Source organism: Actinomycetospora chlora, from assembly GCF_039542135.1.
Taxonomy (GTDB): Bacteria; Actinomycetota; Actinomycetes; order Mycobacteriales; family Pseudonocardiaceae; genus Actinomycetospora; species Actinomycetospora chlora.
Genome location: NZ_BAABHO010000056.1, coordinates 1 through 13,658, shown reverse-complemented (window position 1 = coordinate 13,658; position 13,658 = coordinate 1). Strand labels below are relative to the sequence as shown.

Annotated in this window: 18 protein-coding genes; 10 read left to right on the top strand and 8 right to left on the bottom strand. The window is 76.7% G+C overall.

The annotated features are described in order from the left end of the window. Window positions 1-150: 150 nt before the first annotated feature. The gene (locus ABD994_RS25930) at window positions 151-1,062 is read left to right on the top strand and encodes a hypothetical protein (protein WP_345422515.1); all 912 of its coding nucleotides are present in this window, start codon (window positions 151-153) and stop codon (window positions 1,060-1,062) included. Between the two features lie 46 nt (window positions 1,063-1,108). On the opposite strand, the gene ABD994_RS25925 is transcribed toward ABD994_RS25930, so the two are convergent. Both ABD994_RS25925 and ABD994_RS25920 read right to left on the bottom strand, forming a co-directional pair. After that, window positions 1,109-1,312, bottom strand: coding sequence for a hypothetical protein (locus tag ABD994_RS25925; protein ID WP_345422511.1), 204 nt, complete (start codon window positions 1,310-1,312; stop codon window positions 1,109-1,111). Beyond that, on the bottom strand, window positions 1,309-2,094 hold the full coding sequence (locus ABD994_RS25920) for a hypothetical protein (protein ID WP_345422508.1): 786 nt from the start codon (window positions 2,092-2,094) through the stop codon (window positions 1,309-1,311). Before ABD994_RS25920 ends, ABD994_RS25925 begins: the two co-directional genes overlap by 4 nt. Window positions 2,095-2,223: 129 nt before the next feature. Here ABD994_RS25920 and ABD994_RS25915 point away from each other — a divergent pair, with 129 nt between their 5' ends. Further along, window positions 2,224-2,559 (top strand): hypothetical protein, encoded by a 336-nt coding sequence (locus ABD994_RS25915; protein ID WP_345422505.1) that lies wholly within the window; start codon window positions 2,224-2,226, stop codon window positions 2,557-2,559. On the opposite strand, the gene ABD994_RS25910 is transcribed toward ABD994_RS25915, so the two are convergent. Further along, window positions 2,549-3,211: a GNAT family N-acetyltransferase gene (locus tag ABD994_RS25910; protein ID WP_345422502.1), complete on the bottom strand. Its 663-nt coding sequence runs from the start codon at window positions 3,209-3,211 to the stop codon at window positions 2,549-2,551. The genes ABD994_RS25915 and ABD994_RS25910 overlap by 11 nt on opposite strands. 37 nt (window positions 3,212-3,248) lie before the next feature. Here ABD994_RS25910 and coaD point away from each other — a divergent pair, with 37 nt between their 5' ends. From coaD to mutM, 6 genes are all read left to right on the top strand, one after another. Then, window positions 3,249-3,725: a pantetheine-phosphate adenylyltransferase gene (coaD, locus tag ABD994_RS25905; RefSeq protein ID WP_345422500.1), complete on the top strand. Its 477-nt coding sequence runs from the start codon at window positions 3,249-3,251 to the stop codon at window positions 3,723-3,725. Between the two features lie 76 nt (window positions 3,726-3,801). Further along, window positions 3,802-4,593, top strand: coding sequence for a F0F1 ATP synthase subunit B (locus ABD994_RS25900; protein WP_345422498.1), 792 nt, complete (start codon window positions 3,802-3,804; stop codon window positions 4,591-4,593). Between the two features lie 66 nt (window positions 4,594-4,659). Beyond that, on the top strand, window positions 4,660-5,247 hold the full coding sequence (locus ABD994_RS25895; RefSeq protein ID WP_345422495.1) for a YceD family protein: 588 nt from the start codon (window positions 4,660-4,662) through the stop codon (window positions 5,245-5,247). 13 nt (window positions 5,248-5,260) lie between these two features. After that, window positions 5,261-5,443: a 50S ribosomal protein L32 gene (rpmF, locus tag ABD994_RS25890; protein WP_274198908.1), complete on the top strand. Its 183-nt coding sequence runs from the start codon at window positions 5,261-5,263 to the stop codon at window positions 5,441-5,443. A gap of 22 nt (window positions 5,444-5,465) precedes the next feature. After that, window positions 5,466-6,197, top strand: a complete 732-nt coding sequence (gene rnc / locus ABD994_RS25885) for a ribonuclease III (protein WP_425550129.1) — start codon at window positions 5,466-5,468, stop codon at window positions 6,195-6,197. Next, window positions 6,190-7,065 (top strand): bifunctional DNA-formamidopyrimidine glycosylase/DNA-(apurinic or apyrimidinic site) lyase, encoded by an 876-nt coding sequence (gene mutM / locus ABD994_RS25880; RefSeq protein WP_345422492.1) that lies wholly within the window; start codon window positions 6,190-6,192, stop codon window positions 7,063-7,065. The genes rnc and mutM overlap by 8 nt, the downstream gene beginning before the upstream one ends. 1 nt (window position 7,066) lies before the next feature. Here mutM and ABD994_RS25875 read toward each other — a convergent pair whose 3' ends face one another. Continuing rightward, the gene (locus tag ABD994_RS25875) at window positions 7,067-7,555 is read right to left on the bottom strand and encodes a DUF1059 domain-containing protein (protein ID WP_345422489.1); all 489 of its coding nucleotides are present in this window, start codon (window positions 7,553-7,555) and stop codon (window positions 7,067-7,069) included. Between the two features lie 156 nt (window positions 7,556-7,711). On the opposite strand from ABD994_RS25875, the gene ABD994_RS25870 reads away from it, so the two are divergent. Beyond that, window positions 7,712-8,251 carry a helix-turn-helix transcriptional regulator gene (locus ABD994_RS25870; protein WP_345422486.1) on the top strand — a complete coding sequence of 180 codons (540 nt, stop codon included), beginning with the start codon at window positions 7,712-7,714 and terminating at the stop codon, window positions 8,249-8,251. A gap of 3 nt (window positions 8,252-8,254) precedes the next feature. On the opposite strand, the gene ABD994_RS25865 is transcribed toward ABD994_RS25870, so the two are convergent. From ABD994_RS25865 to ABD994_RS25850, 4 genes are all read right to left on the bottom strand, one after another. Beyond that, the gene (locus ABD994_RS25865; protein WP_345422483.1) at window positions 8,255-8,479 is read right to left on the bottom strand and encodes a hypothetical protein; all 225 of its coding nucleotides are present in this window, start codon (window positions 8,477-8,479) and stop codon (window positions 8,255-8,257) included. Between the two features lie 97 nt (window positions 8,480-8,576). Further along, window positions 8,577-9,023 (bottom strand): SRPBCC family protein, encoded by a 447-nt coding sequence (locus ABD994_RS25860; RefSeq protein ID WP_345422480.1) that lies wholly within the window; start codon window positions 9,021-9,023, stop codon window positions 8,577-8,579. 93 nt (window positions 9,024-9,116) lie between these two features. Further along, complete coding sequence (locus ABD994_RS25855) at window positions 9,117-10,859, bottom strand: hypothetical protein (RefSeq protein WP_345422477.1); 1,743 nt, start codon at window positions 10,857-10,859, stop codon at window positions 9,117-9,119. A gap of 29 nt (window positions 10,860-10,888) precedes the next feature. Continuing rightward, the gene (locus ABD994_RS25850; RefSeq protein ID WP_345422474.1) at window positions 10,889-11,383 is read right to left on the bottom strand and encodes a hypothetical protein; all 495 of its coding nucleotides are present in this window, start codon (window positions 11,381-11,383) and stop codon (window positions 10,889-10,891) included. A 91-nt stretch (window positions 11,384-11,474) separates the two neighbouring features. Between ABD994_RS25850 and ABD994_RS25845 the strand changes: the two genes are divergently transcribed. Further along, window positions 11,475-13,658, top strand: a 2,184-nt coding sequence (locus tag ABD994_RS25845; protein ID WP_345422471.1) for an AAA family ATPase, incomplete at its 3' end; no start/stop codon positions are given.

Sequence of the window (13,658 nt, the reverse complement as noted above, 5' to 3'; positions counted from 1 at the left end):
CGGAGCCACTTCGCCCGACGCGCCGTCGACGCCGCGTCGGGCGCCCGGGACCAGGGAATGCCGCGCTCCCGTGCGGCGGGTCGACATCCCCGGCCGCGGCACTCGACGACCGGACGCCGACGTCCGGCACCCCCGGAAGGACCCACGCCCATGACCGAAGCGCTCGGCATCGAGTCGATCGACCTGCACGGCTCCCTCGTCATCGGGGGGCGCCGGGTGCGGATCGACATCACGACCGAGGAGGAGGGGCCGGGGGAGCAGGACGGCTCCACCGGCGCCCTCGACTCCGGCGACGCGGACCAGGCCGTCGAGGCGACGGACGAGGAGCTCGAGGACACCGACGACGACGTCGAGGAGCCCGACGAGGACGCGGTCGCCGAGGCCGACGAGGACCGCGAGGACCTCGAGGACCTCGAGGACCTCGAGGAGGAGTCCGACGAGGGCCTCGAGGACACCGACGCCGCCGAGGACACCGACGCCGCCGAGGACACCGACGCCGCCGACGACGCCGACGAGGCGGTCGACGAGGACGAGGCGGTCGACGAGGACGAGGCCGTCGACGAGGACGAGGCCGTCGACGAGGACGAGGCCGTCGACGAGGACGAGGCGGTCGACGACGACGAGGCCGTCGACGACGACGAGGCCGTCGACGCGGACGACGCCGGTGGGGCCGACCAGGGCGTCGACGTCGGCGAGGCGGCGGCGAGCGAGGACCGCGGCGAGGACACCGGGGACGGCGAGGACGCGGAGCAGCAGGAGGGCGGGGAGCGCCAGGGCCTCGCCGGGCGGCTGCACCTGCGCCGTCGCCCGAAGGACGAGGAGTCGGGCGCGGACGAGCCGGCGCCGGAGTCGTCGCCGCGCTCGCGGCGCTCGAAGCGCCCCGAGGACACCCCGGACGCCGACCCGGGGCGGGGGACCGGGACGCGGCGGCGCCGGCCCAGCGGGTCGGGGGAGGCCCCGGCACGTCCCCGCGCCCCGCGCACGCCGCGGCGCTCGGAGGGCGACGAGGGCGGTCGCACGACGACGACGCGCCGGCGCCGCTCGAGCGAGTCCGGCAGCTGACGAGCGGCCCGGGCGGCCGGCCGCGTGCCGGCCGCCCGGGGCCCGGTCAGTCCTCGAGCCGGGCGAGGATCACCTCGTCCACCTGCACGTCGCGGTAGGTGACGTCACGGCGGACACGGTCGGGCAGGTTCACCCGCCGGCTCCCGGAGACCGTGGCGTCGATGCGGACCTCCGGGTCGTCGTGGAAGCGCAGCCGGCGGGCCCGCACGCGGCTGCGGAACTCGATGTCGGGCTCGCGGTCGTCGCTCATCCGGTCGCCCGGCGCTCGGCACGGGGGCGGCTCGTGGCGCCGAACCGCGGCGAGCGGCCGCCGCCCCGCCCGCCCTGGCCCCGCCCGCCCTGGTCCTGCTCGGCGGGTCGGTCGTCCGAGCCGCTGCCCGACCCGGTCGTCGACGCTGCTGCGTCGTCGCCGGCCTGGCCGACCGCGTCCCCGGCCTGCTCGCCGACCTGCCCGACGGCGTCGCCCGCCTGCTGGCCGAGCTCCCCGACCGCGCCCCCGGCCTGCTGGCCGAGCTCGCCCACCGCCTGTCCGGCCTGCTGGCCCAGTTCCCCGACGGCGTCGCCGACCCCCGAGCCGACCTCCTGCACCGCGTCCTGCGCGGTCCGGGCGATCGTCTCGAGGATCTGGGGGTTGCGGTCGATCGTGGTCAGGACGCGGTCGATGATCCCGGCGACCTCGTCCAGCCGGACCTTCAGCGTCGCCTCGGCCTGCACGCCGTCGATCTCCAGCGCCACCTTCCCGAGCTGGGCGTCGACCCCGACGTTGAGCTTGAGCAGGTTCAGCACCTCGGCCTGCAGGGACACCTTCGCCCGCAGGTCCTCCACCTCGAGGCCGATGTGTTCGACCTCGAGCCTGGGCACGTCCAGGTAGACGTCGGGCCGCGACGCGGCCTCGGCGCGGTGGCCGTCGCCGGAGCGGCGCGCGGCCGCCTCGGTGCCGTCCGCCGCGGACCTCGGCGGTGTGCGGCGGGTCGGTCGTCGGTCGTCCTCGGGGATGGGGATGCCTCCTCCGGTCGAGTCGGGGAGGTTCACCGCCGGGGACAGGGCCGGAAACGGCCCCGGTCGGCGCAGCTGGCGCGGCCGGGTGCGTGGGCCGGGAACATCCCGGGGGACCACGACCGTCCGAGGAGCACACACCGTCACCAGCAGCGGAGGCACGCCGTGCTCGTCGCACCCCACCCCGGACCACGGGCCCGCGCCCGGTCGCAGGCCGTCGCGGCGCTGTGGATCATCTCCGTCGTCGGGCTCTTCGGGGCCTGGTTCGGCGGCGGGCTCGCGGCGTGGGTCGACGACAGCTGCTACCGCCGGGCCTCGTCACCCGGGTGCTGGCCGGTCGGGCACGAGCTCTTCCTCCACGGCGGGCTGGTCTTCACCCTGCTCGGCGCGGCCTGCGCGGTCGTCGCGATCATCCGGGCCGACCGTCGCTGGGTGGCGGCCGCATGGTCGGTCTGGGGCGGCTTCTGCGCGGTCTGGTGGGGTCTGCTGCTCACGAGCTGATCGCCGCCAGGAACGCCTCGACGCCCTCGACGTCGACGTCGGGCAGACGCCGGCGTCGCCAGGCCGCCGGGGTCACCGCGGCGTGCACCTCGACGACACCGTCGGACCCGGTCACGCGCTGGGTCTCGCGGTACCCGCAGCGCCGCGACACCCGGCGGGACGCGGCGTTGCCCTCGGCGGCACCGGTCACGGCCCGCGCCATCCCGAGGTGGGCGAACGCCACCTCCAGCAGCATCAGTCGCACCCGCCGCCCGAGGCCCCGCCCCTGGTCGCCGCGGGCGAGCCAGGACGACGTGCGGGCCGTGCCCGCCGGGTCGTCCAGCTCGTGGGCCAGCACCGCGAGGCCCAGCGCGCGCCCGCCGTCGAGGACGGCGAACGGGGCCCGCCAGCGGGCCGGCGCCGGGGCCTCGCGCAGCCGCCACGCCCATTCCAGGAACCGGCGGGCGGCCGGCTCCCCGGTGACGTCCGGCCAGCCCAGGAGCTCGCCCTCGCGCCCGGGTGCGACCACCCCGCCCGGTTCCGCGACGACCTCGGCCAGCTCGAGCAGCTCCTCGTCGGTCGGCGCGACGAGGACCGTGCCCGCGTGCGCCACGCGCAGCCCGAACTGCGGGTAGAGCGCGGCGAGGTCGGCCCGCAGCAGATCGGCGTCCACGTGGAGGCATCCTGGCCCTCTGGAAAGATCGAGCACCATGACCATCGCCGTCTGCCCCGGCTCCTTCGACCCGGTCACCCTCGGGCACGTCGACGTCATCACCCGGGCCGCGGCGCTGTTCGACGAGGTCGTCGTGGCGGTGGCGGTCAACCCGGCCAAGCAGGGCCTGTTCACCGTCGACGAGCGCCGCGACCTGCTGGCCACGGCGCTCGACGGCGTCGGCAACGTCCGCACCGACGCGTTCTCCGGCCTCGTCGTGGACTACTGCCGGTCGATCGGGGCGGCGGCGCTGGTCAAGGGTCTGCGCTCCGCGACCGACTTCGGGTTCGAGGAGCCGATGGCGCAGATGAACCGGCACCAGACCGGCGTCGACTCGGTCTTCCTCATCACCGATCCCGCGCACTCGTTCGTGTCCAGCTCGCTGGTCAAGGAGGTCGCGCGCGGCGGCGGGGACGTCGCGGCGTTCCTCCACCCCGAGGTGCTGCGGCGGCTGCACGAGCGTCTCGGGCGCTGAGCGGGACCGGGAACGACACGCCGACGCCCGCGGGGAATGCCCGGGCTCGGTGATCGCCGGGCGCACACTGCTCGGCGTGTACCGCGTGTTCGAGGCGCTCGACGAGCTCGTGACCCTCTGCGAGGAGGCGCGCGGGCTGCCCATGACGAGCAACTGCGTCCTGCCCCGCGGCGACGTGCTCGAGCTCCTCGACGACGTCCGTGAGGCGATCCCCGGCGAGCTCGACGACGCCCAGGACGTCCTGGACCACCGCGACAAGCTCGTGGCCGACGCGACCGAGGAGGCCGAGCGCGCGCGGGAGGACGCCCGCGTCGAGGCCGACCGGCTCCTGGCCGAGACGCGCGAGCAGGCCCAGCAGATGATCGCCGAGGCCGAGCACGAGGCCGAGCGCACCGTCGGGCGGGGCCGTCGCGAGTACGCCGAGCTCACCGAGCGCGCGGAGGCCGAGGCCGAGCGGATGGTCGAGGCCGGCCGGCAGCACTACGAGCGCTCCGTCGCCGACGGGCGCGCCGAGCAGGCACGGCTCGTCGAGGCCCACGAGGTCACCCGCGCCGCCCACGCCGAGGCCGGCCGGCTCGTCGACGCCGCCACCGACGAGGCCGAGCGCCGCCGCACCGAGTGCGACCACTACGTCGACGGCACGCTGGCGGACTTCTCCGAGACGCTCGAGTCGGTGCTCGACACGGTCGGGCGCCACCGCCACGAGCTGCGGATGAGCGCCCCGTCCGGCGCCGTCGCCGCCGGCCCGCCCCGCGGCCGGGACGACCGCGACGAGCCCGACGACCGCGAGCCCGAGCTGCGCGACCACGAGCGCGAGGGGCGCCGGCCGCGGTGGAGCGAGCGGCTGAGCGAGCGCCTCGGGGCCTGACCCGGCTCGCGTAGACTGATCGGTCGGGTCCCGATCCGGGCCCGTCCCACGTCACCGAGCGGTGAGATGACAGGCGAGAACAAGCACCCCGCACCCACGCCGGCCACGACGAGCCCGTGGGTCGTCGACGTCGCGCGCGAGCTGCTGCGCCGGCCCGGCCAGATGAAGCTCCTGCAGCGCGACGTGCCGGCGCCCGAGGGCTTCGGGCTCGACATGATCGGCGTGCCCGTCGGCGCGCCCATCCACCTGGACCTCCGCCTCGAGTCGGTCATGGAGGGGGTGCTCGCCTCCGGCACCGTCGACACGGACGTCACCGGCGAGTGCTCGCGCTGCCTCGAGCCGTTCACCGAGCACGTCGGCGTCGAGCTCACCGAGCTGTACGCCTACCCGGACTCGGTGACCGACGAGACCGCCGACTCCGACGAGGTCAGCCGCATCGTCGACGAGCGCATCGACCTCGAGCCCGCGGTGCGCGACGCGGTCCTGCTGGAGCTGCCGGTGACCCCGCTGTGCCGCGAGGACTGTGCCGGCGTGGTGTCCCCGGACCCGGAGGCCTGGGCCTTCGTCCCGGCCGGGGAGGCTCGTGAGACAATCGATCCTCGCTGGGCCGCGCTGCAGGAGAAGTACGGCGGCACCGGCCGCAACGAGAACTAGGGAGTAGAGAACCGTGGCCGTCCCGAAGCGCCGGATGTCGCGCGCGAACACCCACGCCCGCCGCTCGCAGTGGAAGGCGTCGGTGCCGCAGCTGGAGGCGTGCCAGAACAAGGCGTGCGCCAAGCCGAAGCCGCCGCACGTGGCGTGCCCGCACTGCGGCCAGTACGCCGGCCGCCGGGCCGTCACCCCGGCCTGAGGCCGAGCCGCGCGGACGTGACGTGACGGCCACCAGCATCGAGGCGGCGGAGCCTCCCCAGGAGCCGACGCTCAGCGACGTGCTGCAGGTCGACCTCGACCCCGAACTGGTCGAGCTCGCCCTGACGCACCGGTCCTACGCCTACGAGCACGGTGGCCTGCCCACCAACGAGCGCCTGGAGTTCCTCGGCGACTCCGTCCTCGGCGTCGTCGTCACCGAGCGGCTCTACCGCGAGCACCCGGACCTCCCCGAGGGCCAGCTGGCGAAGCTGCGCGCGAGCGTCGTCAACATGCACGCGCTCGCCGGCGTCGCCCGCGAGCTCGGCCTGGGCGACCGTTTGCACCTGGGCCGCGGCGAGGAGCTCACCGGCGGGCGCGACAAGCCCAGCATCCTCGGCGACGCCGTCGAGGCGGTGCTGGGCGCGGTGCACCTCCAGCACGGCATCGAGACCTCCCGCCGGCTCGTGGAGCGCCTGTTCGGCGAGCTGCTGCGCACCGCGCCGCTGCTCGGCGCCGGGCTCGACTGGAAGACGAGCCTCCAGGAGCTCACCGCGGCGTCCGACCTCGGCGTGCCCGAGTACCGGATGGCCGAGGAGGGCCCGGACCACCTCAAGGAGTTCACCGCGACGGTCGTCGTCGCCGGGGTGGAGCGCGGCACCGGCGTGGGCCGCACCAAGAAGGAGGCCGAGCAGAAGGCCGCCCGCTCGGCGTACCAGTTCCTCGAGGGGGACGACGGGTCCTCGGGACGTGCCTGAGCTGCCCGAGGTCGAGGTCGTCCGGCGGGGCCTCGCCGAGCACGTCACCGGTCGGCGGGTCAAGTCCGTCGAGGTGCTCCACCCGCGCTCGGTGCGCCGCCAGGCCGGCGGGGCACCCGAGCTTGGTGAACGCCTGAGCGGCCGTGTCCTGCGCGCCGTGCGGCGGCGCGGCAAGTACCTGTGGGCGGAACTGGGCGAGCCCGACGGCGAGGCCGAGGCTGCCCTGCTCGCCCACCTCGGCATGAGCGGGCAGCTCCTCGTCCAGCCGGGCGACCGGCCCGACGAGAAGCACCTGCGCATCCGCCTGCGCTTCGACGACGAGGGTCCGGAGCTGCGCTTCGTCGACCAGCGCACCTTCGGCGGGCTGACCGTCACCGACGTGACCGGCCCGGACGCGCTGCCCGTGCCCGTCGCGCACATCGGGCGCGACCCGATGGACCCGGCGTTCGACGCCGAGGCCGCGGTCGGCGGGCTGCGGCGGCGTCGCACCGGGGTGAAGCGCGCGCTGCTGGACCAGACGCTGGTCTCGGGGATCGGCAACATCTACGCCGACGAGTCGCTGTGGCGGGCGAAGCTGCACTACGAGCGCCCGACGGCGACGCTCACCCGCCCCGAGGGCCGGCGGCTGCTGGCGGCGGCGTCGGAGGTCATGGGGGAGGCCCTGGCCGCCGGCGGGACGTCGTTCGACGCGCTCTACGTCGACGTCAACGGCGCCTCGGGCTACTTCGACCGCGCCCTGGCCGTCTACGGGCAGGAGGACCGCCCGTGCCCGCGGTGCGGGACGCCGGTGCGGCGCGCGCCGTTCATGAACCGGTCGTCGTACTGGTGCCCGGTCTGCCAGCCCCGCCCGCGGCGCCGCCACCCGTGAGTCAAGGGGTCTCGGCGCGGACGACGTCGAGGTTGCGGAAGGTCGGCGGGCCGTCGCAGACGCCCTGCATCTTGCCCGCGAACGCCGAGGTCACCGGGCTGTCGGAGTTGCGCTGCGCGGCCTCGACGCTGGGGAACTCGACGACCTCGACGTAGGTGTCGGCGCGGTCGCGGTCGCGGCCCATCACCATCCACCGTGCGGTGCGGTCGCCGCCGATCTCGGCCATCCAGCCGTCGATGAGGGCGTCCATCTCGTCGTAGGCCTGCGTGCGGAACTCGATGAGCTGCACGAACGCCCCCGCGCCCGTGGCCTGGGGCGCGTCGCGCAGGGCGCCGCGCAGGCCCTCCCGCAGCTCCGGGCCGTCCGTGTGGCCGTGCACGGCGACGGCGTGCGCGGCACCGGCCTCGAGGACCTCGTCCTCCTCGCCGGTCAGGGTCAACGTGCAGCCGCTGTCGCTGGGCACCTCGCGGCAGTCGAGCATCCGGCGCATGACGGGCCTCCTCCGGGTCGTGGCCCACCAGTGAAGCGCCGCGTGCGGCCCGTGCTCGATACGGAGGACTCCGTAGGCCAACAGGGTGACGACGGTGTCCGCGAGGCCTGGACGGTACGACACTCGGTGACCCGCCGACCGGCCGTCGGAGTGCCCATGTCCGCCGAGCGCGCCCTCGACGCGGCGCTCGACGTCGCCGCCGCGGCCGTCTCCGTGCGCGGGGCCGCGGACCTCGACGCCGGCCTGTGGCCCCGGCTCGCCGCGCTCGTCGCGACCGACACCCTGACCGGCACCGGCTTCGACGGCCGGGCGTGGTCGTGGCCGCCCGGGAGGACGGGGGCGGGGCGTCACCGCGCCGGGCTCGTCCTGCGCCGCGAGGGCACCGAGGCCCGGGTCGTCGTGCACCGCGCCCGCCGAGGCTTCGACGACCGCGAACGGGCGCTGTTGCTGCTCGTGCGCCCGCACGTCGCCGACGCGCTCTGGCGCGCCGCGCACGGGCCGTCGTGCCGCGGCCTGACCGCCCGGGAGCGCGCGGTGGTGGCCGGCGTCGCGCGGGGCGCCACCGACGCCGCGATCGCGCACGAGCTGGGCATCAGCCGGCGCACGGTCGGCAAGCACCTCGAGAACGCCTACGCCGCCCTCGGCGTGCACGACCGCACGTCCGCGGCGCTGCGCCTCGCGACACCGCCGGGCTGAGGGTCACCCGCCGCGCAGCGAGCGGCGGATCTCCTCGAGCTTGTCGCGGGCCGCGGCGTCGTGGTCGGCCTCGCGCTCGGCGCGCTCCCGGCTTGCGGCGCTCTCGTTCGCCAGCTCCTCGGCGCCCATCGCCGTGGCCGCCCGGCGCTCGATCGTCTCGCGGACGTGGTCGAACGTCGGCACACCGTCGTCGGTGTAGCCGCTGGGTGCCGGGTCGGGCTCGGTCATGACGCCAGGCTACGGGCGTCGCCGCGCCACCGGGGACACGTCGGGCCCCGCACCGGTGGGTGCGGGGCCCGGGACGTGCGATCTCGCTGGGGGTCGCTCAGGCGCGCGGCGAGGACTCCATCAGCCGCTTGAACTCCTCCAGCGCCTTCTCGATCTTCTTCTGCGGGTCGGCGAAGAGCTTGGCGCCCAGGTCGCCGACGGCGCCGCCGGGGGTGGTGACGTGGAGGCTGACCTCGACGCCGGTGGTGTCACCGTGCGGGTCGAAGCGCACGGCGCCGCCGGTCTCCACGTGGTTGTTGCTCTCCTCGAGCGACTTCCACGCGATCTTGCGGTCGGTCTCCTCGTCGATGATCTTGGCGTCCCACTCGATGGACTTGCCGAGCGGGCCGTCCACCGTCCAGTGCGTGACGTCGGCCTGGCCGCTCTTCGGCTCGACCGACCGGACGTCGTCCATGATCTGGGGCAGGTGGGTCAGCGGCCGCCACCACTGGTAGCACTGCGCGGCCGGGGCGTTGACCTCGAGGTAGTGGGTCGCGGTAGCCATGGGTCCGGGTTGACGACGCGCCGGGGACGGCAAACGGCCGGTGCTGCGACACGACACACCCACCGAACCGATCCCGAGGACGTTTCGGGCTCGCTACCGCGCCGTCGGGTCGTCGAGCACCCACACCCCGGGGCGGTCGGGGTCCGGGTCGTAGCGGCACACCGCGCCGGTGGTCACGGTGTCGGTCAGGTAGCGGCCGGTCGCCGGGTCGACGGCGGCGACGCGCTCGACGGCGCCGGCGATCGCCTTGCGCACCGCCACGCGGGCACGCTCGGCGGCGCCGCCCGCCCGGCGCGGGCGTCCGCCCAGTCCGGTCGCGGCGCGGACCTCGGCGAGCACGGCCTCACGCTCGTCGTCGAGACGCCCCACGCGTCCGGCGTCGGCCCGGGCCGCAGCCTCGTCGCGCTCGGCGTCGATCTCGGCGAGCCGTGCGCGGTAGGCCGCCAGCGCCCGGCGGTCCAGCGTCGGGCCGAGGTCGCCCTCCGCGACGCCGCGGCCGGGATGGCCGGCGGCGGCGTCGGCCAGCTCCAGCGCCGGGACGCCCTGCCCCGGCCGGGCCAGCAGGACCCGCAGGTGGTGCAGGCCCCGCGCCTCGCGCAGCGCGCCCAGGGACCCTTCGCGCCCGACCCACCAGACCCGGTCAGGGCCCGGCCACAGGTGCCGTCGCACCGGCGCGGGCACGGGCGTCGTCCGTGGATCCGGCACGGCCGGGCCGAGCCCGCGCAGCCACCACCGCGCCCCGAGCCGGCGGTAGGCGGCCGCGGCGGCGTCCGCGGCGCTCTCGGCCGCCACGTCGTTCCCGAGGGCCCGGTGGGCCGAGGCGAGGACGTCGTCGACGACCCCGACGAACGCCACGCCCGCGTTGACGACGCCCCGCCCCGCGTAAGGGCCCAGCCGCTCGACCGCTGCGGCGACGACGTCGCGATCGCCGACGGCGACGGCGACGGACGCCAGCGAGGTGATGACGAGCAGCCAGTCGACGTCGCGGGGGACGCCGGCGAGATCGGCGCCGGCCAGCTCGTCGAGGAGGTGGCGGGCGCGGTCGTGCTCGCCGACCTCGGCCCACATCGCCGCTCCCTCGGCGGCGATCGACCCGATGCCCTCGGCCAGGCCGAACTCGACGAAGGCCGCGGCCTCGCGCGCCAGCGCCGCGAGGTCGCCCTCCTGGCGAGCGATCCCGGCCGCGAGTTCGTGGTCGACCGCCGCCGTGTCGGCCTCCCCGGCGGCCTCCCCGGCGGCGACCGCCTCGCGCCGGGCGGACCGGGCGGTCGGGAGGTCGCCGGTGACGAGGGCGAGCGCGCCGCGTCGGGCGGCGGCGAAGAAGCGCGCGCGGTCGGCGCCGGACTCCGCGGCCAGGAGGTCGAGCGCGCGGACCTGGCGCCGCGCCGCGGTCGCGTCGAGGTCCTCCCACGCCACCGTGAGCCGCCAGAGGTGCGCCGACATCCGCGCCTCGACGTCGGTGAGGTGGGCGACGGTGTCCTCGAGACGCGCGGTGATGCGTCGCCGCGCCGCGAGGTCGTCGGGGCCCCAGTGCACGAGCAGCTGGGCGTCGAGCGCCGTGGCGAGCAGCGCGGGGTCGGGGCGCTCCTCGGCCGCGGCGAGGGCCTCGGCGGCGAACCCGGCCGCACGGCCCGGGTCACCCCCGTAGGCCCACGCGCGGGCCAGCGCGACGGCCAGCCGGGCGCGGGGCACGCCCTGCGCCCGGTCGTAGGCCTCGTGGAGCAGGGCCGGCGTCCGGCCGGGCACCGTGCCGAAGCCCCGATCGCCCACGCGGGCCAGGAGCGCCTCGACCTCGGCGTCCGGCACGTCGGCCGGCCCGGCGGCCGACTCCGTCACGCCCGGGATGCTAGGCCCGGCGAGGCCGGTCAGGGCCGCAGCAGCGACACCGCCGTCGCGTGCTCGGCGACACGGGCGGCGTCCCAGTCCCCGGTGCAGTACACGGCGAGCTCGACGATCCCGTCCGCGCCGACGTCGGCGCGGAACAGCTCCCGGCAGCACCAGCGCTCCCCGTCGTCGTCCCAGACCTCCTCGACCTCGAGGACGAACCCCGTGGGCGTGGGGTCGACCCGGCGGCGCGGGACGCGGCCGCGGGCCGGGTGGCCGGACCGGCGCAGTGCCACGGCGTCGTCCACGCCCCGGGCCTGCAGGCGCCAGCGCGGGAGCACGAGGTCGCAGAACACGTCGGGGGCGAACAGCCCCGGCTCCGGCTCCCCGGACTCGAGGAAACGCACGAGGCCGTCGGCGAGGGCCGTCCGTCGGTCGGTCGCTGGGTCGGTCGCCGGGTCGGTCGCTGGCGCGGGTGTCGCGTGGGCCTGGCGGGTGCGGAGCACGGTGGCCTCCTGGCTCTCGGGGTCGGACACCCTCGGAGGCGTGACCTCGCGGGTCACGATGTGACGTCGAGGTACCGTCATCGGCGGAACGCGTCGCCCCCCACCCACCGAGGCCGCTCACGTGCACCTCAAGAGCCTCACGCTGAAGGGCTTCAAGTCCTTCGCGTCGTCGACGACGCTGCGCTTCGAGCCCGGCATCACGGCCGTGGTGGGGCCCAACGGCTCGGGCAAGTCCAACGTCGTCGACGCCATCAGCTGGGTGCTCGGCGAGCAGGGGGCCAAGGCCCTGCGCGGCGGCAAGATGGAGGACGTCATCTTCGCCGGCACGTCGGGGCGCGCCCCGCTGGGCCGGGCCGAGGTCACGCTCACGATCGACAACGGCGACGGCGCGCTGCCCATCGACTACGCCGAGGTGTCGATCACCCGGCGGGTGTTCCGCTCCGGCGCCGGCGAGTACGAGATCAACGGCAGCAGCTGCCGCCTGCTCGACGTCCAGGAGCTCCTGTCGGACTCCGGCATCGGCCGCGAGCTGCACGTGCTGGTCGGCCAGGGGCAGCTCGACGCGATCCTGCAGTCGCGGCCCGAGGAGCGGCGGGCGTTCATCGAGGAGGCCGCCGGGGTCCTCAAGCACCGCAAGCGCAAGGAGAAGGCGCTGCGCAAGCTCGAGGCGATGCAGGCCAACCTCACGCGCCTCGCGGACCTCACCACCGAGCTGCGCCGCCAGCTCAAGCCGCTGGGCCGCCAGGCCGAGATCGCGCGGCGGGCGCAGACCATCCAGGCCGACCTGCGCGACGCCCGGCTGCGCCTCGCCGCCGACGACCTCGTGACACTGCGCTCCACCATCTCCCGCGAGCAGGCGGACGAGGACGCCGCCCGCCGGCGGCGCGACGAGACCGAGCGGGCCCTGGCCGAGGTCGGCGAGCGGGTCGGCGCGCTCGAGGCGGCGCTCGAGGCGGCGACGCCGGCGCACACCCGCGCCCAGGAGGGCTGGTACCGGCTCTCGGCGCTCCAGGAGCGCCTGCGCGGCACGGTCGCGCTCGCCGCCGAGCGCCACCGCCACGTCGCCACGGCCGAGGACGCGCCGGCCGGGCCGGACCCGGACGAGCTCGAGCGCCGCGCCGACGAGGCGGAGCGCCACGAGACGGCGCTGGACGCCGAGGTCGCCGAGGCCCGCGCGGTGCTCGAGGGGCACGCCGAGGGCCGCGAGCGCGCCGAGGACGCGCTGACCACCGCCGAGCGCCGCCTCGCCGCGGCGACACGGGCCGCCGCGGACCGTCGGGAGGGCGTGGCCCGGCTGGCCGGCCAGGTCGAGACGCTGCGGGGGCGGCTCGCGTCCTCGGTGGAGGAGCTCGAACAGCTCGACGCGTCGCTCACCGAGGCCCGCGAGCGCGCCACCGTCGCCCGGGAGGAGCTGGGGGAGGCCGAGGAGGCCGCACCCCTCGCCGACGCCCCGTCCACGGAGGCGCCGGCCGAGCCGTCGGTGGCCGGCGGCGACCCCGACATCGACCCCGAGGCCGCGCTCGACGCGGCCGTCGAGCGTCACGAGGCCGCGCGGGCCGCCGTCGACGCCGCGGGGGCGGCGCACCGCGACGCCGAGCGCGACCGGGCCCACTGGCAGGCGCGCACCGACGCCCTCGCCCTCGGCCTCACCCGCCGCGACGGTGCGGGCGCCCTGCTCGCGGCCGCGGAGCGGGTGCCCGGCGTGCTGGGGTCGGTGGCTGCGCTGCTGCGCGTGACGCCCGGCGACGAGGACGCGGTGACCGCCGCGCTGGGTCCGGCCGCCGACGCCGTCGAGGTCCGCCTGCCCGACGCCGTCGCCGACGCGCTGGCCGAGCGGCACGCCTCCGAGGGCGGGCGGGCGGGGCTGCTGGTCGGGGGCGGTGCCGGCGCCGGGCAGCAGGGCGAGGCCCCGGGCGGGACGCGCTGGGCCGCGGACCTCGTCCGCGCGCCCGATGACCTCGCCGGCGCGGTCGCGCGCGTGCTCGCCGGGATCGTCGTCGTCGACGACCTCGACGCCGCCCGGGCCGTCGTCCGCGAGCACCCGCACCTGCGGGCGGTCACCCGCACCGGCGACCTGCTGGGCGCCGACTGGGCCGCGGGCGGGCCGTCGGGCAACCAGAGCCTGCTCGAGATGCAGGCGGCCGCGGACGAGGCGGGCGACCGGCTCGCGGCCGCGCAGCGGCACGTCGCCGAGGCCGACGCGCGGCTGGAGGCCGCCCGCGAGGCGGAGTCGGCGGTGCGCGCCGAGGGCGACGTCGCCCGGCCGCGCCGCGACGACCGCGGGCGCGCCGACGTCGCTGAGCAC